Source organism: Pyxidicoccus trucidator (genome assembly GCF_010894435.1).
In the GTDB taxonomy this organism is placed as follows: domain Bacteria; phylum Myxococcota; class Myxococcia; order Myxococcales; family Myxococcaceae; genus Myxococcus; species Myxococcus trucidator.
Map to the genome: position 1 here is coordinate 1,240,857 of NZ_JAAIXZ010000001.1, position 25,267 is coordinate 1,266,123.

The 25,267-nt window shown below is 69.7% G+C and carries 19 protein-coding genes; 12 read left to right on the forward strand and 7 right to left on the reverse strand.

Going from position 1 to position 25,267, the window contains the following annotated elements:
• Nucleotides 1-47 precede the first annotated feature (47 nt).
• Nucleotides 48-932, reverse strand: coding sequence for a sigma-70 family RNA polymerase sigma factor (locus G4D85_RS05090; RefSeq protein ID WP_164008393.1), 885 nt, complete (start codon nucleotides 930-932; stop codon nucleotides 48-50).
• 93 nt (nucleotides 933-1,025) lie between these two features.
• Here G4D85_RS05090 and G4D85_RS05095 point away from each other — a divergent pair, with 93 nt between their 5' ends.
• A complete protein-coding gene (locus G4D85_RS05095) occupies nucleotides 1,026-1,481 on the forward strand; it encodes a carboxymuconolactone decarboxylase family protein (RefSeq protein WP_164008395.1) in 456 nt (151 codons plus the stop codon).
• A gap of 21 nt (nucleotides 1,482-1,502) precedes the next feature.
• Here the strand turns inward: G4D85_RS05095 and G4D85_RS05100 are convergent, their stop codons facing one another.
• The gene (locus tag G4D85_RS05100; protein ID WP_164008397.1) at nucleotides 1,503-6,518 is read right to left on the reverse strand and encodes an ATP-binding protein; all 5,016 of its coding nucleotides are present in this window, start codon (nucleotides 6,516-6,518) and stop codon (nucleotides 1,503-1,505) included.
• Between the two features lie 281 nt (nucleotides 6,519-6,799).
• Between G4D85_RS05100 and G4D85_RS05105 the strand changes: the two genes are divergently transcribed.
• The 8 genes from G4D85_RS05105 to G4D85_RS05140 all read left to right on the forward strand — a co-directional run bounded on the left by G4D85_RS05105 (nucleotide 6,800) and on the right by G4D85_RS05140 (nucleotide 14,936).
• Nucleotides 6,800-7,831 carry a hypothetical protein gene (locus tag G4D85_RS05105; RefSeq protein ID WP_164008399.1) on the forward strand — a complete coding sequence of 344 codons (1,032 nt, stop codon included), beginning with the start codon at nucleotides 6,800-6,802 and terminating at the stop codon, nucleotides 7,829-7,831.
• Between the two features lie 293 nt (nucleotides 7,832-8,124).
• Complete coding sequence (locus G4D85_RS05110; protein WP_164008401.1) at nucleotides 8,125-9,567, forward strand: aldehyde dehydrogenase; 1,443 nt, start codon at nucleotides 8,125-8,127, stop codon at nucleotides 9,565-9,567.
• Nucleotides 9,568-9,593: 26 nt separating this feature from the next.
• Nucleotides 9,594-10,022, forward strand: coding sequence for a RidA family protein (locus tag G4D85_RS05115; protein WP_164008403.1), 429 nt, complete (start codon nucleotides 9,594-9,596; stop codon nucleotides 10,020-10,022).
• Nucleotides 10,023-10,547, forward strand: a complete 525-nt coding sequence (nbaC, locus tag G4D85_RS05120; RefSeq protein WP_164008405.1) for a 3-hydroxyanthranilate 3,4-dioxygenase — start codon at nucleotides 10,023-10,025, stop codon at nucleotides 10,545-10,547.
• The gene (locus G4D85_RS05125; RefSeq protein WP_164008407.1) at nucleotides 10,544-11,560 is read left to right on the forward strand and encodes an amidohydrolase family protein; all 1,017 of its coding nucleotides are present in this window, start codon (nucleotides 10,544-10,546) and stop codon (nucleotides 11,558-11,560) included. Before nbaC ends, G4D85_RS05125 begins: the two co-directional genes overlap by 4 nt.
• Nucleotides 11,557-12,837: a kynureninase gene (kynU, locus tag G4D85_RS05130; RefSeq protein ID WP_164008409.1), complete on the forward strand. Its 1,281-nt coding sequence runs from the start codon at nucleotides 11,557-11,559 to the stop codon at nucleotides 12,835-12,837. Before G4D85_RS05125 ends, kynU begins: the two co-directional genes overlap by 4 nt.
• Entirely contained in the window at nucleotides 12,824-14,221 is a 1,398-nt protein-coding gene (locus G4D85_RS05135) for an FAD-dependent oxidoreductase (protein ID WP_164008411.1), read from the forward strand. The genes kynU and G4D85_RS05135 overlap by 14 nt, the downstream gene beginning before the upstream one ends.
• On the forward strand, nucleotides 14,199-14,936 hold the full coding sequence (locus G4D85_RS05140) for an SDR family oxidoreductase (protein WP_164008413.1): 738 nt from the start codon (nucleotides 14,199-14,201) through the stop codon (nucleotides 14,934-14,936). The genes G4D85_RS05135 and G4D85_RS05140 overlap by 23 nt, the downstream gene beginning before the upstream one ends.
• Nucleotides 14,937-14,952: 16 nt before the next feature.
• Here the strand turns inward: G4D85_RS05140 and G4D85_RS05145 are convergent, their stop codons facing one another.
• On the reverse strand, nucleotides 14,953-15,585 hold the full coding sequence (locus tag G4D85_RS05145; protein WP_164008415.1) for a response regulator: 633 nt from the start codon (nucleotides 15,583-15,585) through the stop codon (nucleotides 14,953-14,955).
• 77 nt (nucleotides 15,586-15,662) lie between these two features.
• Here G4D85_RS05145 and G4D85_RS05150 point away from each other — a divergent pair, with 77 nt between their 5' ends.
• Complete coding sequence (locus tag G4D85_RS05150) at nucleotides 15,663-18,713, forward strand: sensor histidine kinase (protein ID WP_164008417.1); 3,051 nt, start codon at nucleotides 15,663-15,665, stop codon at nucleotides 18,711-18,713.
• Between the two features lie 29 nt (nucleotides 18,714-18,742).
• Here the strand turns inward: G4D85_RS05150 and G4D85_RS05155 are convergent, their stop codons facing one another.
• The 3 genes from G4D85_RS05155 to G4D85_RS05165 all read right to left on the reverse strand — a co-directional run bounded on the left by G4D85_RS05155 (nucleotide 18,743) and on the right by G4D85_RS05165 (nucleotide 20,513).
• Complete coding sequence (locus G4D85_RS05155; protein WP_164008419.1) at nucleotides 18,743-19,195, reverse strand: DUF4265 domain-containing protein; 453 nt, start codon at nucleotides 19,193-19,195, stop codon at nucleotides 18,743-18,745.
• Nucleotides 19,192-19,620 (reverse strand): HNH endonuclease, encoded by a 429-nt coding sequence (locus G4D85_RS05160; RefSeq protein ID WP_164008421.1) that lies wholly within the window; start codon nucleotides 19,618-19,620, stop codon nucleotides 19,192-19,194. The genes G4D85_RS05155 and G4D85_RS05160 overlap by 4 nt, the downstream gene beginning before the upstream one ends.
• An 86-nt stretch (nucleotides 19,621-19,706) precedes the next feature.
• A complete protein-coding gene (locus G4D85_RS05165; protein ID WP_164008423.1) occupies nucleotides 19,707-20,513 on the reverse strand; it encodes an alpha/beta hydrolase family protein in 807 nt (268 codons plus the stop codon).
• 286 nt (nucleotides 20,514-20,799) lie between these two features.
• Here G4D85_RS05165 and G4D85_RS05170 point away from each other — a divergent pair, with 286 nt between their 5' ends.
• Entirely contained in the window at nucleotides 20,800-22,239 is a 1,440-nt protein-coding gene (locus G4D85_RS05170) for a glutamine synthetase family protein (RefSeq protein ID WP_164008425.1), read from the forward strand.
• On the opposite strand, the gene G4D85_RS05175 is transcribed toward G4D85_RS05170, so the two are convergent.
• Nucleotides 22,236-23,546, reverse strand: coding sequence for an APC family permease (locus G4D85_RS05175; RefSeq protein ID WP_240359074.1), 1,311 nt, complete (start codon nucleotides 23,544-23,546; stop codon nucleotides 22,236-22,238). The two genes, G4D85_RS05170 and G4D85_RS05175, sit on opposite strands and share 4 nt — an antisense overlap.
• A 146-nt stretch (nucleotides 23,547-23,692) precedes the next feature.
• On the opposite strand from G4D85_RS05175, the gene G4D85_RS05180 reads away from it, so the two are divergent.
• A complete protein-coding gene (locus G4D85_RS05180; protein ID WP_164008430.1) occupies nucleotides 23,693-25,213 on the forward strand; it encodes a hypothetical protein in 1,521 nt (506 codons plus the stop codon).
• Nucleotides 25,214-25,267 lie beyond the last annotated feature (54 nt).

A 25,267-nucleotide genomic window follows, 5' to 3' on the forward strand; every position in this document is an offset into this window, starting at 1 on the left:
GCGTGGAGGCGGTGCTACCAGCGGACAGTGATGCCGAAGTCGGCGCCTCAGCCGGCGAGGACCCCCAGGTCCAGCTCGCGAAGGCTCGCGGGGTCGCCGACCACGTCAAGCTGTACGACCTTCCCGTGCAGGAGCGTGAAGCGCAGGGCCCGGAGGAGCCGTCCATGCGGGGCGACGATGAGTCCCACCGCGCCATCCACGAGCGCCGGCCGCGCGGCCAGGGCCCCGCGCGACACCTTGAGCGCGAGCGTGGCCGCGGCGCGCGCACCGCGTATCTCCGCCGGTGCCCCCGGAGGCAGGGAGGCGCGGTCGGCGCGGAGCACGACGTCCGGGTCCAGCACCGCGAGCAGCGCGTCCAGGTCACCCGCGCGCAGGGCCGCGAGGAAGGCGCTGACGGCCTCCCGCTGGCGGGGGAGCTCGGCCTCGGGAACGGCCGCCGCGCCCTGCACCCGGCGGCGCGCGCGGCTCGCGAGCTGCCGGGTCGCGGCCAGCTCGCGCCCCACGATGGGGGCAATCTCCTCGAAGGGCATGGAGAACAGGTCGTGCAGCACGAAGGCGACGCGCTCGGCGGGGGCCAGGGTGTCGAGGACCACGAGCAGCGCGAGGCCCACGGAGTCCGCCAGCAGGGCCTCCTCCTCGGGAGAGGCTCCGCCCTCGCGGTTGATGAGAGGCTCGGACAGGTGCACGCCCTGGGCCTCCTCGCGCCGCGCCGCGCGCACGCGCAGCATGTCCATGCATACCCGCGCGACCACGGTGGTGAGCCAGCCCCCGAGGTTCTCCACGCCGCTCGTATCGGCGCGGCTGAGCCGGAACCAGGACTCCTGGACGGCGTCCTCCGCCTCGCCCAGCGAGCCGAGCATCCGGTAGGCCACGCCGCGCAGGTGGACCCGGTGCGCCTCGAACCGCTCCGCCAACCCGTCCTGTTCGCGCATCGGTCACATCTCCTTTTCGAGATTCGTCATCCCATTGAAGACCGATTTCCGGTCGAGGTGACCTGGTCACCTGATGCCTCGAAGGACAGCTCCATGCAAGCACGGATGAAGAACCCCGCGGTGCTCGTTCCCGAAGCCATGCAGGCCCTGATGGCCCTGGCGAAGTGCGTGAAGAAGGACACCCTTCCCGCGAAGACGCTCGGCCTCATCCACCTGCGCGTGAGTCAGATCAACGGCTGCGCCTTCTGCATCGACATGCATGTGCGCGAGCTCCAGAAGGCCGGAGAGACGAACGAGCGCGCCTTCGCGGTGGCCGCCTGGCGGGATTCCCCCCTCTTCAACGATGCCGAGCGCGCCGCGCTGGCGCTCTCCGAGGCCGTCACCCGGCTCAATGACAGGGCGGACCCGGTCTCTGACGAAGTCTGGAACGAGGCCGCCCGGCACTACGATGAGCCGGCGCTGGCGCAGCTGGTGATGTCCATCGCCACCATCAACTTCTGGAACCGCCTCAACGTCACCACGCGGCAGGTGGCGGGCTCGGGCTGGTGAGAGGAGCGCCCGGGGCCAGGTTCATCCACCAGGAGGCGACGCGAGCGGGAGCTCCACCGTGAACGTCGCCCCCTGGCCCGGCTGGCTGTCCACGAGGATGCGGCCGCCGAGCCCGCGCACCACCTCGCGCGAAATCCACAGCCCCAGCCCGAAGCCTCCGTAGTTCTCCGACACCGCGCGCTCGAACTTCTCGAAGATGCGGGGCTGGTCCTCGGGGGCAATGCCCATGCCTTCGTCGCGCACCACCAGCCGGGCATTCTCCCCGTGCCGTTTGACGGAGACGTGGATGGGCTTGCCGGGCCCGTACTTCATGGCGTTGCCCAACAGGTTGTCGAGCACCTGCTCCAGGCGCAGCCCGTCCCAGCTCCCCACCACCGGCTCCGGTGCCTCCAGCGTGTATTCACACTTCACCCGTGCCAGTTCGTCCTTCCACCGCTCCACCGCGTCCACCGTGAGCGCCGCCAGGTCCACCGGCGCCAGGCGCACCGGCAGCTTTCCGTCGGCCATGCGCGACACGTCGAACAGGTCCTCCACCAGCTTCGCCAGCCGTTGCAGCCGCGCGTTGGCCGTCTCCAGCTTTGTCACCCACGACTCCAGGCCCGCGGCCCTCGCCGGGCTTCGCAGCGCGCCGAGCAGCCCCTGCATGTACAGCCGCATCGGCGTGAAGGGCGTGCGCAACTCATGCGAGGCCACGGCGAGGAACTCGTCCCGCTTGCGCAGCGCGGTCTGGGCCTCCTGGTACAGCCGCTCCCGCTCCTCGGAGAGCGCGTTCACCTCGGCGAAGCCCCGCGCGTTCTCCAGCGCCGCGCCCGCCAGCGTGGCGATGTACTCTGCGATGCGCACCTCTTCCGGTCCGAAGGCGCCCGCCAGCTTGTGGTTGGTGACACGGAAGACGGCCGCCACCTCGCCTCGCACCAGGATGGGGGCGCACAGCACCGAGCGCTCCACGCGGCCCGCGCTCTCCAGTTCCTCCGTCGAGGGCACGTAGGGGCGCCTCAGCTCCAGGGCCCGACGCATGAAGCGGCCCAGACGCTCATCCGGTTCATCGGAGGCAGGCGGACCTTCGGGTGGCGTCGCGACGAGCACGCAGTCCTCGCCGCGCAGCAGCCCCACCACCGCCTCCCGTACGGCCGACAGGACCGTGTCCCGGGTGAGCGCCGCAGCGATGGCGCGCCCCGAGGCCAGGATGCGTGGGAACCGGTCCACCAGCGACAGGCTTGCTGGAGATTCCTCGACGGTGGCGGGCTCCAGCGCCGCGCGCATCGGCCGCAGCGCCTCCTCTCCGGCGGCGGCATCCCGGGCGGCCTCCGGCCACCCCAAGGCCGCTCCCACGTCGGCGCGGGCGAGCAGTGTGCGGGCCCGCTCGTAGCGCATGCCCAGGCTCTCGCCTATGGCGAGGCTCCAGCGGAAGTACCGGCGCGCCCGGGCGTTCCGTCCTTCCATCGCGGCAATCAGCCCCAGTTCGCGGAAGATGCTCGCGAGATTGCTCCGGAAGGGCATCGGGCGACGGCGAACTTCCCTGGCAACAGCTTTGGCCTTGCGCAACAGCCCGGCGCGGACGGAGAAGGCCCAGGGTGGCACCTGGGCGGCCTGCTCCCGAAGGGCCCTCACGAGCACTGACTGGATCCAGGACAAGAGTAGAGGAGGGATGCGAAGCCTGTATGGCTTCGCGTGCTGGAGGGCCTGCTCCAGTCCAGCCGCGGCCTGCCCGGCCTCTCCCACGCGCAGGAGTCGGAGTCCCTCTGCGTAAAGAAGCTCCGCCTTGCGGAGTTCGGAATCATGAGTGGTGCTCGGCTCGGGACGTGCCAACCCGGCGGCGATGGCCTCACCCGGGAGCAGTCCTTCCGATGCAGACGCCCAGAGCGCCAGCCCGAAGCTGCGCATGAGGTCATCACCACGCTCCACGCCCAGGCGATAGTCCTCCTGGCCATGCGCGACAGTCCTTGTCAGGTCACCCATCATGTAGAGCGCGGCTCCCAGGTTGTCTTGCGAGTTACCAGCACCCGCAGGCCACTCGTCACGTGCACCGGCCTGACTCCTGAGTTGCACCGCTCTCCGACCCACCTCGGCGCTCTCCGCGAACTGTGCGCAGTAGAGCAGTGAGAGCTGGTAGGCGTAGAGAGTGTCCCCATGTTGGTAGCCATCACCCAATGCCTCTCGCAAGACGAGTGCCCGTTGGAACCACGTCTTCCCGCGAGCGAGGGCGAAGGCCGCAAGGAAGCGAGGCATACCGGGAACGGCCTGAGTGAACTGCGCAAACCCGGAGCCCTGGTTCGCGTAGGCCGTCGCCAGTTCCGGGCTGGGGGCGTATCGCTCGGCGGTGTTCAGCCCGCGCAGGTGGGCCCACCCACTGGCCATCAGTGACCGCTCCTGGCTCCAATAGATCTGCGCCAGCCTCGTGAGAAGGTTTGCCGCGAGCAGCACCTCCCCATCCAGGGGAGGTCGGCGTCGGGCCCTTCTCCTCAGCAAAGGGGCTTGCAACATGTGGATGAAGAGTTCCCAGAGCAGGAACACCGCGCGGGTCAGCGAGCTGACCGGCACCCGCTGGCCAATGAGCCGGAGCGCGCGTTCCATCCTGTCAGCGGCGGACTGCTCGTCGAACTGTCTGAACGAGGCTTTTCCCCGCTGTCCCTCGAGGCGGGCCCGGTCCACGCGGGTCGTTGCGAAGGACTCCGCCCGCGCGTAGGCCCGCTCGGCTTCCTCCTGTTTCCCCCTGATGCGCAGGACGTCGCCCAGGCCCTCCAGGATGCCCATCCGCGTCGCGGCGGCGGCGTCCACCGCCCCGCGGTCGGCCAGCCGGTAGTAGCGCTCGGCGACGTCCAGGGTGTGCTTGCGCCGGGCCTCTTCAGCCGACTTCAAGGCATGGGGCCATGCACGCTCCGGCGCTCCCGCCGCCTCGAAGTGCCAGGCCAGCTCGAAGCTCCGCTCCGGAGCCCGGCGCTCCAGTTCCAGCGCGGTCGCGAGGTGCAGCTCCTGCTGCGCCTCCGCTGGGAGATGCTCCAGCAGCGCCTCCCGGATGCGGTCGTGCGCGAAGGTGTACCGGCCCGTGGCCGGCGCCACCCACACGAGGTGCCGCTTCCGGGCGGCCTCCAGCGCGAGGACGGCCTGCTCCGGGCTCCGCCGTGCCAGCATGGCCGCCAGCTCCACCTCGAACTCACTCCCCAGGATGGACCCCGCCGCCAGCAGGGTCAGCGAATCCTCCGACAGGAGCGCCAGCCGACTGAGCAGCAGGCACACGGCCCGCCGAGAGGAGCGCACCTCCGCGAGCCGCTCCGGCACCACGCGCCATCCGTAGGACACGGACTCCAGTGCACCGCTCTCGACGAGCCCTCGCACGATGGCTGCGGCCATGAAGGGGTTGCCCTCGGAGAGCCGGACCACGACCTCCAGCGCCTCATCCGGGAGACGCCCCGCCATGGACTCCACCAGGTCCCGCACGTCCGGCGCGGAGAACGGCGCCAGGGAGACCTGGAGCATGGGAGACATCCGACGGAGCGGGTGCTTCTCGAGGACCGCTTCGGTCCGAAAGGCCGCCACCACGGTGACGAAGCGCGGAGCTTCCGGTGCGTCGTCAGTGGACCCTCCCAGCGCGGCGAGCAACTTGAGGGTCAGCTCATCGGACCACTGGCAGTCATCCAGCAGCACGAGGGCCGGAGTCTCCGCGTCCCCCAGCACTTCGACCACTGCCTTGAGCGCGTGGACCGTGCGGGCTTCTCCCAGACTCTCGGGCCCGACGGCCTGGCATGCGGTGGCTGACAGCCTCAGCAACTCCTCGAGCCGAGGGTACTCGGCACAGACCGCGGCAAGGTGCGCTCCCGCGCCCGCTCGCAGGGACTCACCCAGCTTCGGGCTTCTCTCCACGGCGGCTGCGAGGTCATGCAGGATGCCCAGCAGTGCCTGCAACGGCCGAGGAGCAGCGCTGTCTCTGGACTGTCCACGGAAGACCCGTGCTCCGCGCGCGAGCCCCCGCTGCGCCAGTTCGTCGAGGAGCATCGTCTTGCCGCCACCCGACGCGCCCTCCACGAGGACGAGTCCTCCCTGTCCCCGGGCCGCCGCGGTCAGGGCCCGCTCCAGCACCTCGCTTTCCGTGGCCCGTCCGATGAAGGCAGGCTCGATGAGCCGGGGGTGGTGCTCGCACCTGCCCACCACCACGGCGGGCTCGGTGAGACCTTGTCCCAGCCCCGAGGAGATTTCCTCCAGGTCGCGGAGCGCTGCCTCTGCCGACTGGTAGCGCTCACCCGGCTCCTCACGCAGCAGGTGCTGCACCACCTGCTCCAGTGCGCGAGGCACGGAGAGTCCCCGGGCGCGCAGCTCCGGAACGGTGCTGAGGTGCTGCCGTAGCAGCTCGCCCAGAGTCTCCCCCGGAAAGGGGAGCGTCCCGGCGAGACTCTCGAAGAGCATCAGCCCCACGGCATAGAGGTCCGAGGCCGGGCCGGGTTCGGCCGTCACGAGCCCCAGTTGCTCGGGAGCGAGGTAGCGGATGGCGGTGAGGGGAAGTGCCAGCAGGGAGGGCTCCCGCAGGTCCTCCAGCGCGAGCCCGAAGTCGATCAGCGTCGCATCCTGGAACGTCCCTTGCGGCGCGATGACGACATTGGAGGGCTTGAGGTGACGATGAGCCACGTGCAGGGCATGGCCCTCGCGCAGCGCTCGCAGGAGTCCCCGCCCGAGCAGGAGGGTCTCCTGGAGCGAGAGCGGGCCCTTCGACAGCCGCTCCGCCAGCATTCCGGAGGGTGCGGCGCGGCTCACACGGAACAGCACCTCCCCGTCCAGACCGCTGTGCAGGGGAGGCGAGAGCCACGGACTGTGCAGCTCGCGCAAGACGTCGTCGTCTCGCAGCATGCGCTCGAAGGCCCCCACCTTGAGCGCGTGAAGCGGCGCCGTCTTCACCACCACCTGTGCGTCGGTGACGAGGTCCGTTCCACGCCAGGTCTGGAGCGCTCCCTCTTGGTGAAGACACTGGTCCTTCAGGAATCGCCCCTCCAGCAACAGGGAAGAGGTGTCCTCCCTGGCAGGGGTCCGTTCGCCGCTCGTCCGCATGTGCAAGGCCTCCAACGGCCCTTGAAGGCAGACAGCACCCGGCGGAGATGTGACGCGTCCGGGGCCACGGGCCGGGGCCCACTGCAAGGTCAGCGTCCTCAGGGGCCAGTCCCTCCGTCGCCGTCGAGGCGCGGACACTTCACGTTCCCGAGGCGCGGTGCCGGGTCGTGCGGACACGCCGCCTGAGCGCTCGTCAACAGGGACAGGCGCCTGGGGACATGCCGGGCGGGCATTCCTTCGGTCATCCTGGGCGCCGTCGTGTCACGGGAGAGGGGGCGTTCATGTCACAGCCACGCGAAGAGGCTCCTTCTCCTCGGGAAGCTTCACCTCAGGGCCCACCCCCGTCCGTCTGGAGGGAGGCACGCACGGCCCTCTCGCTCGTCTTCGGCTCGTCGCTCGGCTTCTTCATCCTCACCGCCCTGGGCTTCGTGGCGGGCGACCTCGTCCTGCTGGGTCCCAACCTCCAGCACCTGGCCTTCCTGGGCTCACGGCAGCCGGGGGTCTGGCACATCTTCCTCTCGATTCAGCCAGCGCTCTGGGTCGCGTCCATCGTCATCCTCTGGGGCGAATTCAGGAACCGCTCGGTCTGGCCGGGCACGCGGCGGGAGCGGATGGCGGTCCTGTTCTGCACCTTCGTCGCCCTCGTCATCGTCATCCTGCCCATCGTCGCCCAGGTCCTCAGCTGGCGGGAGAACCCTGCCCTGAAAGCGCTGCGCACCTCTTCGATGTCCGAGTTCAATACGAGGGTGCACATACTGCTCATCTTCGGGATGGCGGTCACGGCACTGCAGGTCCTGAGCGTGTTCTGCGTGCACGTCCAGCTTCTCCGCCTGTCGCCGGCATCCCCGTCCCATGGGAAGGAGCCCGAGGCAGGAGACCTCGATGACGCCGTGCCGCGGTACCTGCGACTCCGAGCTCAACTGAGACTGTTCCTGGGCATCGCCGCGCTCAACTTCGGTATGTCGATGCTGAGCGTCAGTATCTCGCGCAACCTGCTCGACGCAGCCTTTCCCGCGCTGTTCCCGGCAGCGCCTGTCGTGGGCTACGGCGTCTACTGCATCGGACTTTTCGCCAGCGTCTATGTCCCGCTTCGGAAGACCCTGATGGACGCGGGCGAGGCCCTCGCGGAGCGGCTCGTCCGGCAATCCCTCGAAGTCCATGCCCCCTGGAAGGCACGGTCCGAGGAGATACAGGCCGCGCGCACCTACCTTGGCACGCAGCAGTCCGCATTCCAGGAGTTCCAGCAGGGCCTCACCGTGCTGGTTCCCCTGCTCGGTGGTCTCTCCTCGCTGTTCTTCAGCCCGGGTGGGTAGCCGCGCCCTACGCGCCGGGCGCGCCCGCCGCCGTCGGCGCACGGTGTGCCACGGGAGCGCACGCCCGGGCGCTCGCGGAGCAGCCACTGGAATTACTGCCTCCAATCAGCCAGAAGACTTCCTGAAGCGACGCGTCATCTCCTCGGTACGCGAGTGGACGGCGCGCGTGCACGGCGCTGGTGACAGCCACCCCGGTTGCATACATTGCGCGCCGTCCCACCCGGGCCTGGCGTCCAGGGAAGCGGGAGTCCGAGGCCGGGCCGCGCGGGTTGGCACACACAGAGGGCTCGGCCATGGAGAAGGTGCTCAACTACATCGGTGGAGAGCTGCTGCCCGCCAGCAGCGGCGCGTGGCTGGACAAGCCCGAGCCGGCCACCGGCGAGACGTACGCGAAGGTGCCCGACTCGGACGAGCCGGACGTGCAGCGCGCCGTGGAGGCCGCCTCGCGCGCCTTCCCCGCCTGGTCCGCCACCCCGGCCTCCGAGCGCTCCCGCATGCTGCGCCGCATCGCGGACGCCATCCGCTCCCGCCTGGACGCCTTCGCCCGCGCGGAGTCCATCGACACGGGCAAGCCCCTGTCCGTCGCCTCCACCGTGGACATCCCCCGCAGCATCCTCAACTTCGAGTTCTTCGCGGACGCGGTGACGCAGTTCTCCAGCGAGGCGCACCAGACGGACAACGTCGCCCTCAACTACACCCTGCGCTCGCCGCTGGGCGTGGTGGGCTGCATCTCCCCGTGGAACCTGCCGCTCTACCTGCTCACGTGGAAGATTGCCCCGGCACTCGCGATTGGGAATTGCGTCGTCGCCAAGCCGTCCGAAGTCACGCCGATGACGGCCTATCTGCTGTCCCAGGTGTGCCGCGAGGCGGGCCTGCCGCCCGGCGTGCTCAACCTCGTGCACGGCCTGGGCCCCAAGGTGGGCGCGGCGATGAGCCGCCACCCGGACATCAGCGCCATCTCCTTCACCGGCAGCACCCGCACCGGCGCGGAGATTGCCCGCGTGGCCGCCCCCGCCTTCAAGAAGCTGTCGCTGGAGATGGGCGGGAAGAACCCCAACGTCATCTTCGCGGACTGCGACTTCGACGACGCGCTGGCCACCACGCTGCGCTCGTCCTTCGCCAACCAGGGACAGATTTGCCTCTGCGGCCCGCGCATCTTCGTGCAGCGCCCCATCTACGAGCGCTTCAAGGAGGCGCTCGTCACCCGCACCCGCGCCCTCAAGGTGGGTGACCCGCTGGAGGCCGGCACGGACCAGGGCGCCCTCGTGTCGCAGCAGCACTTCGACAAGGTGCTGGGCTACGTCGATATCGCGAAGCAGGAGGGCGGACGCGTCCTCACCGGAGGCCAGCGCGCCAGCGTGCCGGGCCGGTGCCGCAACGGCTGGTTCGTGGAGCCCACCCTCATCGAGGGCCTGGACGCCGGGTGCCGCACCAACCAGGAGGAGATTTTCGGCCCCGTCGCCACGCTCATTCCCTTCGACCAGGAGGAGGAGGTGCTCGCCTGGGCCAACTCCACGAAGTACGGCCTGGCCGCCAGCGTGTGGACGAAAGATTTGCAGCGCGCGCACCGCTTCGCCTCGCGGCTGCACAGCGGCATCGTCTGGGTGAACACCTGGATGCTGAGAGACCTCCGCACGCCGTTCGGCGGGGTGAAGGACTCGGGCGTGGGGCGCGAGGGCGGCTGGGACGCGCTGCGCTTCTTCACCGAGCCGAAGAACGTCTGCATCAAGCTTTGAGCCCGTAGCCCGTGCAGGAGCGCACCGTGAGCAGCAGCGAGCGAGTCGATTCCCAGAAGGCCCCGGAGCCGGTGGGCCTGTACCCCCACGCACGACGCGTGGGCAACCTCCTGTTCCTGTCCGGCGTGGGCCCGCGCGAGCGCGGCACCAAGCGGATTCCCGGCGTGACGCTGGATGCCGAGGGCAACATCACCTCGTACGACATCGAGGCGCAGTGCCACTCCGTGTTCCGCAACGTCCGCTACATCCTGGAGGACGCGGGCTCGTCCTGGGACAAGCTGGTGGACGTGACGGTGTACCTGACGAACATGAAGAACGACTTCCCCACCTACAACCGGCTGTGGGCGGAGTACTTCAAGGACCACCCGCCGTGCAGGACGACGCTCGAAATCAACCGGCTGCCCACTCCGATTGCCATCGAGCTCAAGTGCATCGCCACCATCGGAGATGAATGAATGGGCCGCCTGACTCCCATCAACTTCAAGAAGTGGATTGACGAGCACCGCCACCTGCTCAAGCCGCCCGTCGGCAATCAACAAATCTGGGCCGACCGCGAGTTCATGGTGACGGTGGTCGGCGGCCCCAACGCGCGCACCGACTTCCACATCAACGAGGGCGAGGAGTTCTTCTACCAGCTCGAGGGCAACATCACCCTGCGCGTCATCGACGAGGGCGAGGTGCAGGACATTCCCATCCTGGAAGGGGAAATCTTCCTGCTGCCGCCCAACGTGCCGCACTCGCCGCAGCGCCCCGCGGGCACGGTGGGGCTGGTGCTGGAGCGCCGCCGTCAGCCGAAGGAGATGGACGGCTTCATGTGGCTGTGCCCGAAGTGCGGCGAGAAGCTCTATGAGGAGTTCGTGCACGTCACGAATCTGGTGACGCAGCTGCCGCCCATCTTCGAGCACTTCTACGGCAACCCCGACCACTGCACCTGCAAGAAGTGCGGGACGAAGGTCACGAAAGGCGGCCCGTCCCGTTGAAGGTCGACATCCACACGCACCTGCTGCCGGCGCAGCTCCCTCGCTTCGCCGAGCGGTACGGCTATGGCGGCTTCATCACCCTGGACCACCACGCGCCCTGCCGCGCGCGCATGCTCCGCGACGACGGGAAGTTCTTCCGCGAAGTCGAGAGCAACTGCTGGGACCCGGTGAAGCGCATTGAAGAGTGCGACGCGCAGGGCGTCCACGTGCAGGTGCTGTCCACCGTGCCGGTGATGTTCAGCTACTGGACGAAGCCCGAGCACGGCTTGGACTTGTCGCGCTTCCTCAACGACCACCTCGCCTCCGTCGTCCGCGAGCACCCCAAGCGCTTCGTGGGGCTGGGCACGGTGCCGCTCCAGTCGCCGGAGCTGGCGGTGCGGGAGCTGGAGCGGTGCGTGAAGGAGCTGGGGCTGGCGGGCGTGCAGATTGGCAGCCACGTCAACGACTGGAACCTGTCGGACCCGGCGCTGTTCCCCTTCTTCCAGGCCGCGAGCGAGCTGGGCGCCGCCATCTTCGTCCACCCGTGGGACATGATGGGCGAGGCGAAGATGCAGAAGTACTGGCTTCCGTGGCTGGTGGGCATGCCGGCGGAGGTGTCGCTCGCCATCTGCTCGCTCATCTTCGGCGGCGTCATGGAGCGGCTGCCGAAGCTGCGCTTCGCCTTCGCGCACGGCGGCGGCTCGTTCCCCCACACGCTGGGCCGGATTCAGCACGGCTTCGAGGCGCGGCCGGACCTCGTGGCGGTGGACAACAAGGTCGCGCCCCGGGACTACGTGGGCCGCTTCTGGGTGGACTCGCTGGTCCACGACGTGGAGGCGCTGCGCTTCATCGTCCGGCTGTTCGGCCAGGACAAGGTGGCGCTCGGCAGTGACTACCCCTTTCCCCTGGGCGAGGACCGCCCGGGCACGCTCATCGAGTCCCTGAGGGAGCTGGAGCCGGCCGCGCGCGAGCGGCTGCTCTGGCGCAATGCCCTGGAGTGGCTCGGACGCTCACGCGAGGACTTCGCACCATGACGACGCCGCACCCCTTCGAGGACTCCGAGGCCTTCGCGCGCAAGCTGGACGCCGAGGACCCGCTGCGCGCCTTCCGCGACGAGTTCCTCTTCCCCAAGGCCGCGGACGGCAAGCCCGTCGTCTACCTCGCGGGCAACTCGCTGGGGCTCCAGCCTCGCAACGCCGCGCGCTACATCCAGGAAGAGCTGGAGGACTGGGCCCGTCTGGGCGTGGAGGGGCACCACGAGGGACGCCACCCCTGGCTGCACTACCACGAGCTCGTCACCCAGCAGACCGCGCGGCTGGTGGGCGCGAAGCCGCTGGAAGTGGTGGTGATGAACACCCTGACGGTGAACCTGCATCTAATGATGGTGTCCTTCTACCGGCCCACGAAGGAGCGCTTCAAAATCCTCGTCGAGGGCGGCGCCTTCCCCTCGGACCAGTACGCGGTGGCGTCGCAGGTGCGCTTCCACGGCTACGACGCGCGCGAGGCGGTGCTGGAGCTGAAGCCGCGCTCGGGCGAGGAGACGCTGCGCACCGAGGACATCCTCGCGACGATTGAAAAGCACGGGCACGAGGTGTCGCTGGTGCTGCTGGGCAGCGTGAACTACCTCACCGGGCAGGCGTTCGACATCCCGGCGATTACGAAGGCGGCGCACGCGAAGGGCTGCTTCGTGGGCTTCGACCTGGCGCACGGCGCGGGCAACCTCAAGGTGTCCCTGCACGACGACGGGCCGGACTTCGCCGTGTGGTGCTCGTACAAGTACCTCAACGGCGGCCCGGGCAACCTGGGCGGCGTCTTCGTCCACGAGCGGCACGCGCGGGAGAAGGACCTGCCCCGCTTCGAGGGCTGGTGGGGCCACGACAAGACGACGCGCTTCCAGATGGGGCCCACCTTCGACCCGCTGCCGGGCGCGGAGGGGTGGCAGCTGTCCAACCCGCCCATCTTCCAGCTCGCGGCGCTGCGGGCGTCGCTGGAGCTGTTCGACAAGGCCGGCATGGAGGCGCTGCGCGCCAAGAGCGAGCGGCTCACCGGCTACCTGGAGTTCCTGCTCGACAAGCTGCCCCCGGGCTTCGTGCGCGTCACCACGCCGCGAGACTCGAAGCAGCGCGGGGCGCAGCTCTCGCTGCGGCTCAAGGGCGAGCCCCAGGGCATGCTGAAGCGGCTGGCGGACGCGGGCATCGTCTGCGACTTCCGCAAGCCGGACATCATCCGCGCGGCGCCCGCGCCGCTGTACTGCAACTACACCGACGTGTACCGCTTCGTGAGGACGCTCGAAGGCCATGCCCGGGACTGACCGGAAGGAAGCCGTCACCGTGGTGGGCGCGGGCCTCGTGGGCTCGCTGCTCGCCACGTACCTGGCCCGCAGGGGCTACACCGTGGAGGTGCTGGAGCGCCGCCCCGACATGCGCCGGGAGGTCATCGACGCGGGCCGCTCCATCAACCTCGCCATCTCCGCGCGCGGCCTGCATGCGCTGCGGCAGGTGGGCCTGGAGGCGGAGGCGCTGAGGCACGCCATCCCCATGCGCGGAAGGATGATTCATTCCGCGAAGGGCGAGCTGACCTACCAGCCCTATGGCAAGGACGACTCGCAGCACATCAACTCGATATCGCGCGCGTGGCTGAACAAGTTCCTGATGACGGAGGCGGAAGCCACCGGCCGCGTCCGCATCCGCTTCAAGCAGCGAGTGGACCACGCGGACTTCGAGACGGGCGCGCTCACGGTGCACGACGACACCGCGGGCGAGACGCGCCACGAGGAGGGCCGCGTGCTGTTCGGCACGGACGGCTCGGGCTCGGCGGTGCGGCAGGAGATGGACCGGCTGCCGGGCTACGTCGCGTCGCGGGAGCAGCTCGGCCACGGGTACAAGGAGCTGACGATTCCGGCGGGCCCGGGCGGCGCGTTCCAGATGGAGAAGCACGCGCTGCACATCTGGCCACGCGGCACGTACATGCTGATTGCCCTGCCCAACGAGGACGGCAGCTTCACGTGCACCCTGTTCCTCCCGTGGACGGGCCCGGTCAGCTTCGAGTCCCTGGACACCCCGGCGCGCCTGGAGGCGTTCTTCGAGGAGAAGTTCCCGGACGCGCGAGCGCTCATCCCCGACCTGGTGGACGCGTTCTTCTCCCGGCCCACGGGCAGCATGGTGACGGTGAAGTGCGCGCCCTGGCGCGTGGGTGGCCGGGCGCTGGTGCTGGGCGACGCGGCGCACGCCATCGTCCCCTTCTTCGGCCAGGGGATGAACTGCGGCTTCGAGGACTGCGTGGTGCTGGACGGGCTGCTGGGCCGGCACGGCCAGTGGGAGGATGTGTTCGCGGACTTCGAGCAGCTGCGCAAGACGAACGCGGACGCCATCGCCGACATGGCGGTGGAGAACTTCATCGAGATGCGCGACAGCACCGGCAGCCCGCGCTTCCTGCTGGAGAAGGCCGTGGAGAAGACGCTGCTCAACGCCTTCCCCGGCGAGTTCGTCAGCCGCTACTCGCTGGTGAGCTTCAGCCGCGTGCCGTACCGGCTGGCCTACGAGGTGGGCGCGATTGCCAGCGGCATCGTCTCGGAGCTGTCCGAGGGGCTGGCGAAGGCGGAGGACGTGAATCTGGAGCGCGCGGGGCAGCTCATCCGCGGACGGTTGGTGCCTTTCATGAAGGAGCACGCGGATGGATTTCGGACTGAAGGGTAGGCGCGCGCTGGTGATGGGTGCGTCCGCCGGCCTGGGCTACGCGATTGCCCAGGCGCTGGTGAAGGAAGGCGCCACGGTGGCCATCTGCTCGCGCGGCGGGGACAAGCTGGACAAGGCCGCGAAGGAGCTGGGCGCGGCGCTGGCGGTGCCGTGTGACTTGACGCAGCCCGGGGCGGCGCGGCGGTTGGTGGAGGAGACTGTCGCGAAGCTGGGCGGCGTGGACGTGCTGGTGGTGAACACGGGCGGGCCTCCGGCGGGCGGCTTCGAGTCGCTGACGGCGGAGCAGTGGCAGCTCGGCTTCCAGAGCCTGTGGATGGCGGCGGTGGACGGCATCCAGGCGGCGCTGCCCGGCATGAAGGAGCGCGGGTGGGGCCGCATCGTCCTGGTGACGTCGCTGGCCGCGCGCGAGGCGATGCCCAACCTCACCATCTCCAACGGCCTGCGCGCGGGCCTGCTGGGGCTGGTGAAGACGGTGAGCAACGAGGTGGCGCAGCACGGCGTCACGGTGAACGCGGTGCTGCCGGGCTTCCACGCCACGGAGCGGATGACGCAATTGGGCCTGACGGACGAGAAGGTGGCGCCGCAGATTCCCGCGCGGCGGCTGGGACGGCCGGAGGAGCTGGCGGCGCTGGCGGCGTTCCTGTCGTCCGAGCAGGCCTCGTACATCTCCGGCCAGTCCATTGTCGTGGACGGCGGCGCGCAGCGCGGGTTCTAGGCTCCGCGGGTCGCGCTCAGATGTCGATGATGCCCCGCTTGAGCGCGACCACCACCGCCTGCGTCCTGTCACTGGCGCCGAGCTTGTTCATGACGTTCTTCACGTGGGATTTGACCGTCTCTTCGGAGATGCCCAGCCGGGTGGCGATCTCCTTGTTGGCGCCGCCGGCGGCGACCTGGCTCAGGACGTCGCGCTCCCGCTGCGTCAGCTCGTCGTCCGCCCGGTGCTCGGCGAGCTCCGAGGCGATGGCCACGTCGATGCGGCGGTGCCCGGCGTGCACGCCGCGAATCGTCTCCACCAGCTCCTTGCGCAGCATGCTCTTGAGCAGGTAGCCGGACGCGCCGGCCTTGATGGCGCGCAGCGCCTGCGCATCGCCCCGGTAGGTCGTCAGGACGATGATTCTCGCGCTGGGGAACTCCGCGCGGATGGCCGCAATCGCGTCGATGCCGCCCATGGTGGGCATCCGCACGTCCATCAGCGTGATGTCGGGCCGGTGCTCACGGAAGGCCTGGACGGCCTGCTCGCCGTTCTCCGCCTCGGCGACCAGCGCCATGTCCGCCTGGCCGGCAACCATGGCCGCCAGCCCCTCTCGCAGCAGCGGATGGTCATCGGCGACCAGGATGCGAATGGGTGAGTCCGCGGAGCTCATCGCGACCCTCGGTGGATTGACGTGGGATGGTGGAAGGTATCGAGGATACTTCCGATATAGGAGCCCTCCTGGGTCGGATGAAGGACGTAACGAGCCATCGCTGGACCCGGCCGCTCCAGTGGAGCGCGCTGACACTGTGCGTGTTCCTGCTGTGCGGCTCGGTCGCCACCGCCCAACCGGATGGCCGCGACCGCGGCATCGGCCAGTTCTACCACTCCCGGTGGACCATCAAGGAGGGCGCCCCCGGTCAGATTTCCGCCCTGGCCCAGACGCGGGACGGCTTCCTCTGGCTGGCCACGGCGTCGACGCTGTACAGCTTCGACGGCGTCCGCTTCGAGCGGTTCGAGCCCTCCAACGGCGCGCCGCTCACCACCATCCAGACGCTGCACGCCGCGCCCGACGGCGGGCTGTGGATTGGCTTCCAGCACGGGGGCGCGGCCCGGCTGAAGGACGGGCAGGTCACCCACTTCGGTGAGGCGGAGGGGCTGGCCCGGAGTCAGGTGGTGTCATTCGCCGTCGACACCCACGGGGGAACCTGGGCCCTCACCATGGCGGACGGACTGTTCCGCCTGCGGGACGGACGCTGGCATCGCGTGGGTGATGACAGGAAGCAACCCGGCGCGCGGGGCGGCACCCTGCTCGTCGACCGCGACGGCACGCTGTGGGTCGCGGCGAATGAGACGCTCGTGTTCCTTCCGAAGGGCGGCCAGGCGTTTCGCGAGACGGGCGCGCGAGTGCGGTGGGTGGGGAAGCTCGCGCAGGCGCCCGATGGCACGATATGGGCCGCCGAGCTGGATGGCAGCGTGCGTCCCGTCGTGCTCCCGACAGGAGAGCTCCACCCTTCGACCGAGCGGCTCGAGGTGGTGTCGAGCGGGATGGCGTTCGACCGTGAGGGCAGCCTGTGGGTCAGCACGCTCGGAGATGGCCTGCGCCGGGTGTCCCACCCCGAGCGGCCGGGCCTGGTCGCGGAGCCCTTCACCGAGAAGGAAGGCCTCAGCGCGGACTACGCCTGGCCGCTCATCCTGGACCGCGAGGGCAACATCTGGGTCGGCACCAGCGGAGGGCTCGACCGGTTCCGCCATAGCGCGCTGGTGTTGGCGGAGTTCCCGCGGGGCGCCCATGACTTCGCGCTGGCCGCGGGCGAGGACGGCGCCATCTGGGCGGGGACCACCAACCGGCCCTTGATGCGGCTGCACGGCAAGCAGGTCGAGTTCGCCAGCCTCGGGCCCCCCGTCCACTGCGCGCACCGGGACTCGAAGGGCACCGTGTGGCTGGGGGCCGCGGATGGCCTCTGGCGCATCGAGCACGGCCGGCCGGTGCATGTCGCCGCGTTTCCCCCCGGGCTCGACGGGCCCACCGTCCAGGCCATGTCAGCGGATGCGGAGGGTGGGCTGTGGGTCAGCATCAGCGGAGCCGGGCTGTTCCGCCTGAAGGACGGCGTGTGGAACTCCATGAGCGAGCGGCTCGGCACCACTGCGAAGGACCGCGTCTATAGCGCGGCCACCGACGCCCAGGGCCGCGTCTGGCTGGGCTACCGCGGCAACATGATTGTCAGGGTCGACTCCGGTGAGGTGCGCCGCTTCGGGACGGCGGATGGACTCGACGTCGGACTGGTGACCGCGCTGCGGGGCGGACGCAGGGTGTGGGCGGGCGGGCAGTTCGGCCTGGCGCACTTCGACGGGCAGCGCTTCCAGCCGCTCCTCGTGGCCGGGGGCGAGCCGCTGCGCGGGGTCGCCGGCATCCTGGAGCTGCCGGACGGCGGCCTGTGGGTCCACGCGGTGCCGGGCATCTTCCACCTCCGCGCGAAGGAGGTGGCGCGCGCCGTCGCGGAGCCGGGATATCGCGCCAGCAGCGAGCGCTTCGACTTCCTCGATGGCCTGCCGGCCCGCCCCACCCTGCTGCGCCCGCTGCCCACCGCCGTGCAGGGCACCGACGGCAGGCTGTGGTTCGCGACCAGCAATGGCGTGGTGTGGTTGGACCCGACGCGCATGTTCCGCAATCCGCTGCCGCCACCGGTGGCGATTCGCGCGGTGCGCGTGGATGGACAGCGGCTCGGGACCGGGCCGTCGCGCACCCTGCCGGAGCGGGCGATGAGCCTGGAGATTGATTACACGGCGCTGAGCCTCTCCATCCCCGAGCGCGTGCGCTTCCGCTACCGGCTGGAGGGCGTGGACGCGACGTGGCAGGACGTCGGCACGCGGCGCGAGGCGTACTACACGAACCTGGACCCCGGGCGGTATCGCTTCCAGGTCATCGCCGCCAACAACGACGGCGTGTGGAACGAGACGGGCGCGACGCTGGAGCTCGTCCTGCCGCCGGCCTTCTTCCAGACACGGTGGTTCCGCGCGCTGGGCTTCGCCGCGGTGCTGGCGGCGCTGTGGCTGCTGTACCTGATGCGGCTGCGCCAGGTGCGGGCCCACACGCGGGGGCTGCTGGAGGAGCGCCACCAGGAGCGGGAGCGCATCGCCCGCGAGCTGCACGACACGCTGCTGCAGGGCATCCACGGGTTGATTCTCCGCTTCCAGGCGGAGGCCGAGAAGATTCCGGAGGGCGAGCCCGCGCGCGCCTCGATGGAGAAGGCGCTGGACCGGGCCGACGACCTCCTGGTCGAGGGGAGAGACCGGGTGAAGGGCCTGCGCACGCCCATGGAAGAGCTCGGCGAGCTGTCCCGCGCCTTCGAAAGGGTGGGCGAGGAGCTGGTGCAGGACCACCGCCCCACCGGCTTCCACGTGGTCGTGGAGGGGAAACCCACGACGCTGGCCCCGCTCGTGTGCGACGAGGTCTTCCGCATCGGTCGCGAGGCGCTGGTGAACGCGTTCCAGCATGCCGACGCGCGGCGAATCGAGGTGGAGATCTCCTATGGCCACGACGTGCTGCGCCTGCGCGTCCGCGACGACGGGCGGGGCATCGACGCGGAGGTCCTCACTGCCGGCGGACGGCCGGGACACTGGGGCCTGGCGGGCATGCGGGAGCGAGCGCGCAAGATTGGAGCGCAGCTCGACATCTGGCGCCGGGGCGACTCGGGGACGGAGGTGGACCTGCGCGTGCCCGCCGCGACTGCGTATCGCGGCGGCCCGAAACGCACCTGGAGGAGCAGGTTGCGGCGCAGGCTCGGCGGAGGCCGCTGAGGACGGCGGGTGGAACAGGCCCACCGCCGTCACGACGCGAGGCAGGCCTCCTCATAGCCCCAGCGCTCCTGGGCCTCTCCTTCCTCCAGGACAGGTCTCACGGTCGCCATGGGCACGGTGGGGGGGACGTCCACGGAGATGAGGCCCGGGATGTGGCTTCGCTCGATGGAGCACCCCAGCTTTTCGAGGAGGGCTTTGACGGAAGGGACGTCTTGCTCGTCATGGATGATGAGGCGCAGCGTGCTGTGCCCCGAGGGCCTGACGACTTCCTGGAAACGGAGCTCCTGCTCCACCATGGAAGCCGAGACGATGTCGCCCCAGGCAATGCCCCTGGCGAAGAAGGGAACATTGTCTATCTGAAACACGCCATCTCCGAGAGGGCGCGCCCACAGGCCCTCGTAGTCCGCGGGAGGGTAGTCGTGCTCGTCCTTGTCCAGCTTGACGACCACCTTGACCCGGTCATCGGCGAGAGGCGCGCTCATGGCACGTCCTCACTGGACGGAAGCGTGTCTCCCTTCTTGAGGTTGCAGTCCCGGCAGAGCACCTGGCCGTTATCAACCTCACCCGCACCGCCCTTGGACTTGGGAACCTTGTGGTCGACCTGGGTTTCGTTCAAGGGCGGTGTCACGCCCTTCTCGTGCTTCCTGGCCGGAACCGTCTCCACATCGCAGTTCTCGCAGCGGGTCTTGCCCTCGTTCACCTGCGCATTCTTCTGCTTCACGACTTCCTTCTGCTGTCGTGTGAAGGCTTTTCCCGCTCGGACCTTGCCCGCAATCGCTTCCTGCCCGACATGAGTCCCTGGCTCGGAGGATTTGACGGACTCCAAGGTGAAGGAGGTTACGGGAGCATCCATCACTGATGGGTTGGGGGCCGCGAGCGCCAGCAGGACCAGCCAGAGAACAGTCATGAGAACACTCTCTCAGGATTGAGGCCTGAGCCCCAATCGTCGCTTCGCGCTACCGACACGCACTTCATGGGCGGGCCATCGCCAGCTCACAGGAGCGAACGCACCGCCTCCACGACCTGGGGCCACTCACGAGAGCGGGGGTCGATGAGCTCGAAGTGCCCGGCGCCAGGGAGCGGGACGCAGCGCACGGAATCTCCCAGCTCGCGGCCCCGGGCACAGAAGGCCTCGCTCATGGCCACGGGCACGGTGTCGTCCCCGGTGCCGTGCACGAGCACCTGCGGCAGCCCCAGCGGCTGGAGCGCCGCGGGCGAGGCCGTGCGGTAGCGCTCGGGCACGCACACGGGTGAGCCCCCGAGGAACGTGTCCACGATGCCGTCCCCCAGCCACCATTCGAAGCCACACACCAGGTCCACGACGCCCGCCAGCGAGACGACGCCACGGAGGCGCAGCGGGTCCTCGCGGTGGAGTGGGCCACCGGCTGGCAACCGGTGACGCGCACCCAGCCACAGGGCCAGGTGCCCGCCCGCCGAGTGCCCCAGCGCCACCACGCGCGCGAGGTCCAGCGCGTGCGAGCGCTCCAGCGTGCGCAGGAAGTCCACCCCGAGCGCCACGTCCTCCAGCGTGCCGGGCCAGCCCCCTCCGTCGTGGCCCACGCGGCGGTACTCCAGGCTCCAGGTGGCGACGCCCCGCTGCGTCAGGTCGGCGCAGAGGTGGCCCACGTGCTCCAGGTCGTACTTCGCGCGCCAGAAGCCTCCATGGACGACGACCACCACCGGATGCGGCCCCGGACCGGACGGCAGCCGCAAGTCCCCGAACTGGTGGGACAGCGAGCCGTAGGGGACTCGCGCGTCCGGGGGAGGCGCGGGCGTCTCAAGGACCCACATCGAGCTCATGCCGGCATCTTCGGAACCACCCCCTGGCATCGCAAGCCCGCGTGTCTACTCCCCCGCCAGGCACACGGGCCGTGAACCGCGCGCAGTGTCCACGGCCCACCACTCCGCCCTACCTTGGGGCCTGTCGGAGTGTTCTCAAACGGGCTCTAAGCTTTGTGGACCCACGTTTCTAGGCTTCAGGACTTGAAATCTAGGCTTGATTTCCGGCCAGTAAATGTAAATACCTGCGCCCACGGATTTGACCCGCCGCGTTTACGGCGTGGAACCCGGCCTGGGAGGCACGGACATGGAGACGAAGGGTCTGCGGACGTTCCTGGAGATTCCCTACGACGAGCTGGAGGAGAACAACCTCCGAGTGAAGGAGCAGCGCGTCAAGCACGAGTCGGCGGACAAGATTCGCGAGGAGCGCCTCAAGTACCTCACCGACGAGCGCCGGCTGAAGGCCGTCACCGTGTGCTTCACCGACCTCGAGGGTCGGATGCACATGCTGGACTACGACAAGAAGTTCCTGCTCAAGAGCGCCGACAACCTCACCTTCGATGGCTCCTCCATCCGCGGCTTCTCGCAGCAGGCCGAGAGCGACCTGCGGCTGAACATCGACTGGGGCTCCTTCTACTGGCTGCCCTCGGACATCTTCGGCCCGGGCAAGGTGCTGGTGTTCAGCGAGGTGCTGGAGCGCGACGGCACGCCGTACCACGCCGACATGCGCGGCCAGCTCAAGCGCATCACCGAGAGCCTGTACCAGAAGGACGGCCTGGTCTTCCACGCGGCGCCCGAGGTGGAGGGCTTCCTCTTCAAGGGCCGTGACGCCGAGCGCCACTTCCACGAGACGGGCAAGTTCGACTTCATCTCCACCGGCGGCTACTACCACTCGCTACCCGGCGACCCGCTGCGCATGTTCATCGACAAGGCGGCCGAGGCGCAGCGCGCCATGGGCTTCCAGAACGAGAAGGACCACCCCGAGGTGGCCCCCAGCCAGTTCGAGATGAACTTCTCGTACAGCGAGGCGCTCATCTCCGCCGACCAGATCCAGCTCTACAAGCTGCTGTGCCGCCAGGTGGCCGCGCAGATGGACACCACCGCCAGCTTCCTCCCGAAGCCGGTGACGGGCGTCAACGGCAACGGCATGCACATGAACATGTCGCTGTCGAAGGGGAACAAGAACCTCTTCTACGACAAGGGCGGCCAGGACAACCTGAGCGCCATGGGCTGGGAGTTCATCGACCGGCTCCTCAACAACGCCAACGACATCTGCCTGGTGCTCAACTCCAGCGTCAACGCGTACCGTCGGCTGGACCCGCACTTCGAGGCGCCGAACCAGATCAAGGCCAGCGCCAACAACCGCGGCGCCATGGTGCGCATCCCCTACGGCAACGAGCGCAGCGCGCGCGTCGAGTGCCGCTCGGTGGCGCCGGACGCCAACCCGTACATGGTGCTCTACACGCTGCTGCGCACCGGCCTGGAGGGCCCGCAGCCGCAGGAGGACGCGGAGACCAAGCGCAGCCGCACCCGCTTCCTGCCGGACAACATCTTCGACGCCATCCGCCTCTTCAAGGGCAGCCAGTTCGTCGCCGGCATCCTCGGTGAGAACGTGCAGGGCAAGTTCGCCGAGCTGAAGACGGCCTCCGCCGAGCGGTGCCCGAAGCAGCTGGGCGCCCGCGTGAAGTCGTCGGAAATCCAGTTCCACCACGAAATCACCAACCAGTACCTCTGGAGCCAGTTCTAGGTTCCGGTGGCGGGTGAGGTCCCGGCGGTGACTCGGGGCCTCGCGAGCCGCAGCAGCACCAGGCCCGCCACCACCGTGAGCGCGGTGGTGGCGGCCTCGCGCGAGGTGGCGCCGAAGGCCACCAGCGTCAGGCCCAGCGCCAGCGTGGGCACCGCCAGCACCGCGTGCAGCGGCCGCAGGCCCCGCTCGCGCCGCCAGGAGAGCGTGGCCAGCGCGGCGGCGGTGACGCCGTACTGCATGAGCACCGCGATGCTGGAGAGGGCGAAGAGCTCGGACAGGTCGCCCAGGTTGACGAACAGCAGCACCAGTCCCCAGGTGACGGCCAGCGCCCGGACGGGCACGCCCGCCGGGGACATGGCCTCCATCCCGAAGAGCGTGCGCTCCCCGGACGCCAGCGCCGACAGGTAGCGCGGCGTCGTCACCATCATCCCCAGGCAGATGCCGAGCGCGGAGATGCTGGTGCCCGCCCCCACCCACCACGCCAGGCCGGGCCCGCCCCACACACCCGCCGACTCGGCCAGCGGCGCTGGTGACGACGCCAGCGCCGGCAGCGCCACGACGCACGCCCACACCAGGCCCACGTAGAGGAGCACCGCGGCCAGCAGCGAGCCCACCGTGGCCAGGGGCACGCTGCGCGAGGACGAGCGCACCTGCCCGGCAATCACCGGGACGATTTCGAAGCCCTGGTACGCGAACATCACCGTGAGCCCCGCGCGCAGCCACGCGGTGTCCATGGCGCTCGCCACCGCCACCAGGGGACGCGGGCCCGGCAGCGCGAGGAAGGCGATGAGCAGCGCGGCCAGCGGCAGCAGCTTGAGCACCGTGAGCGACGTCCACGCCCGCGCCGAGACGCGGATGCCCGAGGCGACGACACCGGCGAGCACCGTCACCAGGAGGGACGCCAGGGCCCGCTGCCCCAGGGGCCCCGCCAGTCCCAGCGAGGGCGCCAGGGCGTGGGTCAGCCCGGCCACCACCGCGGAGGTGCTCAGGAAGGCGCTGACATAGGCCACCCAGCCCACGAGGAAGGAGGCCCGCTCGCCAAAGGCCGCGCGCGCGAAGACCACCGGCCCGCCGTCCGAGTCGAAGCGGCGTCCCAGCACCGCGAAGGCGAAGGCCACCGGCACCAGGGCGAGCCCGGTGAGCGCGAAGGCGAGGATGGCGCTCGCGCCGGGCGCCTGGGCGGCGACCTGCGCCGGGGCGAAGAAGATGCCGACGCCGACGATGCCGTTGACGCCGAGCGCCAGGAGCTGGAGCGGACCGACGGGACGCGCCTGGGACTCGGCGACAGGGCTGGCGGGAGCAGTCACGGCCAGGACTTCACTACAAGCCCGCCCCGCGCACCAACCCGCCGGGGAGCCGGGCCGATATGTGCCCGACGCCAGGAGCGTTGTTCGGGAGAAGCCGGGCGGCGGCGGGGTGGCAGACCGCATGCTCATACCCCCTGGAGGTTGCGATGCGTCTGTACGCGGTGTGCTTGGGACTGGTGTGCACGACGACCGGCTGCGCAACACTCACCCGGGGCTTCGGCGCCGTGCCCGACCCGGAGACCGGCAAGTACGAGACGCCGAAGCAGGAGACCGTGTACCGGGTCCCCGCCGAGGAGGCGATGATGATGGTCCGTCGCATCCTCGAGGAGCAGCGCTACGACGTGATGGAGAAGGAGGGCGGCCTGGAGCTGTTCACCTCCGCCCATGAGCCCGGGATGAACCAGGTCGGCCTGCGCACCATGGAGCGCTACTACATCAAGGGTGAGCGCGTGGGGCCCCGCCAGACGATGGTCCGCGTCTTCCGGCTCCGCTACAACGAGATGGAGCAGGAGGTGGAGTTCGGCATGAGGGACTTCGGCAGGCATGCGATGGAGAAGCATGTCGCGGAGAACACCCACCCGTTCGATACCAACAAGGCCGTCAAGAGCGCCCCGGACCTGCACGGCGAGCGGCTGATGGACCTGAACGGACCGTGCAAGGACGCGCCGGGCCTGGAGGGCTTCCAGTTGGCGCGTGGGAACCGGGACCTCGGCATCGAGCGCACGCTGCTGGAGCGGCTGGAGATGGTGCCCTCGCTGGAGCTGGTGGGTGGCAACACCTCCGTCCCCGCGCGCTCCGTCCTCCTGGAAGGCTGGGCGGAGCCCACCGAGACGGCCCAGTCACCTGAAGCCGAGTGCGGCGCCCCCGTGGACGGCCTGGCGCCGATGCTGACCCAGGGACAGACGCTGTTGCTCGCCGACCCGCTGGGCACTCGTGAGCTGCCCTCCGCCGCCCTGCGCATGCTCTGCGAGGCTTCCTCCAAGGGTCTGCCGGTGACACTGGCCCTGTCGCTGCCCTCCACCGAGCAGCCCCTGCTCGACACGTACCTCGCCAGTGCGGGCTCGTCCCAGGATGCACAGGAGCTGCTGAGCGGCAGCTCGTTCTGGCGCCGGGTGCACCAGGACGGCCGCAGCAGCCGCGCCATGCTGTGGCTGGTGGAGCAGGCCCGCCGGCTGCGCGCCTCGGGCAAGGCCGTGTCGCTGGTCGCCTTCGACGCGGAGAAGGCCGCCGGCAACGAGCGCGAGGCGCTGATGGCGAAGAGCCTGCTGGAGGCCCGCGAGCAGAACGCTGACGCCTTCATGCTGGTGCTGGCCGGTGGCACGCACGTGCGCACCGCGAGCGTGGACTGGGACGCGGACTTCGAGCCCATGGGCGTGCGGCTGGCGAAGTCGTTGCGCTCCGTGAAGGCGCTGGACGTGGGCTTCGCGCGCGGCACCCAGTTCTCCTGCCGCTACAACGTCTGGGAGGATGTCGAGTGCAACACCTTCGCCATCAGCCCCACGGCGCAGGCGCGGCAGGCGTCGACCGTCGCCCCCGGCGTGCAGCTCTTCCCTGAGCCGCTGAAGGAGGGCTTCCACGGGCGGCTCTACGTCGGTGAGCTGAACGCCTCGCCCCCAGCGCTGCAGGCGGGCACCGCGGTCAGCGCGGCCTCCCGCTCCGCTCGGTAGCTGACCGGACGGGCTGCCCACCCGGCCCGCCCCGCCCTCCTTTCGACAGTCGCG

Coding starts and splice junctions, on each gene's coding strand:
- G4D85_RS05090 (WP_164008393.1), bottom strand. CDS start 932: ATGCGCGAACAGGACGGGTTGGCGGAGCGGTTCGAGGCGCACCGGGTC.
- G4D85_RS05095 (WP_164008395.1), top strand. CDS start 1,026: ATGCAAGCACGGATGAAGAACCCCGCGGTGCTCGTTCCCGAAGCCATG.
- G4D85_RS05100 (WP_164008397.1), bottom strand. CDS start 6,518: ATGCGGACGAGCGGCGAACGGACCCCTGCCAGGGAGGACACCTCTTCC.
- G4D85_RS05105 (WP_164008399.1), top strand. CDS start 6,800: ATGTCACAGCCACGCGAAGAGGCTCCTTCTCCTCGGGAAGCTTCACCT.
- G4D85_RS05110 (WP_164008401.1), top strand. CDS start 8,125: ATGGAGAAGGTGCTCAACTACATCGGTGGAGAGCTGCTGCCCGCCAGC.
- nbaC (WP_164008405.1), top strand. CDS start 10,023: ATGGGCCGCCTGACTCCCATCAACTTCAAGAAGTGGATTGACGAGCAC.
- kynU (WP_164008409.1), top strand. CDS start 11,557: ATGACGACGCCGCACCCCTTCGAGGACTCCGAGGCCTTCGCGCGCAAG.
- G4D85_RS05135 (WP_164008411.1), top strand. CDS start 12,824: ATGCCCGGGACTGACCGGAAGGAAGCCGTCACCGTGGTGGGCGCGGGC.
- G4D85_RS05140 (WP_164008413.1), top strand. CDS start 14,199: ATGGATTTCGGACTGAAGGGTAGGCGCGCGCTGGTGATGGGTGCGTCC.
- G4D85_RS05145 (WP_164008415.1), bottom strand. CDS start 15,585: ATGAGCTCCGCGGACTCACCCATTCGCATCCTGGTCGCCGATGACCAT.
- G4D85_RS05150 (WP_164008417.1), top strand. CDS start 15,663: ATGAAGGACGTAACGAGCCATCGCTGGACCCGGCCGCTCCAGTGGAGC.
- G4D85_RS05155 (WP_164008419.1), bottom strand. CDS start 19,195: ATGAGCGCGCCTCTCGCCGATGACCGGGTCAAGGTGGTCGTCAAGCTG.
- G4D85_RS05160 (WP_164008421.1), bottom strand. CDS start 19,620: ATGACTGTTCTCTGGCTGGTCCTGCTGGCGCTCGCGGCCCCCAACCCA.
- G4D85_RS05165 (WP_164008423.1), bottom strand. CDS start 20,513: ATGAGCTCGATGTGGGTCCTTGAGACGCCCGCGCCTCCCCCGGACGCG.
- G4D85_RS05170 (WP_164008425.1), top strand. CDS start 20,800: ATGGAGACGAAGGGTCTGCGGACGTTCCTGGAGATTCCCTACGACGAG.
- G4D85_RS05180 (WP_164008430.1), top strand. CDS start 23,693: ATGCGTCTGTACGCGGTGTGCTTGGGACTGGTGTGCACGACGACCGGC.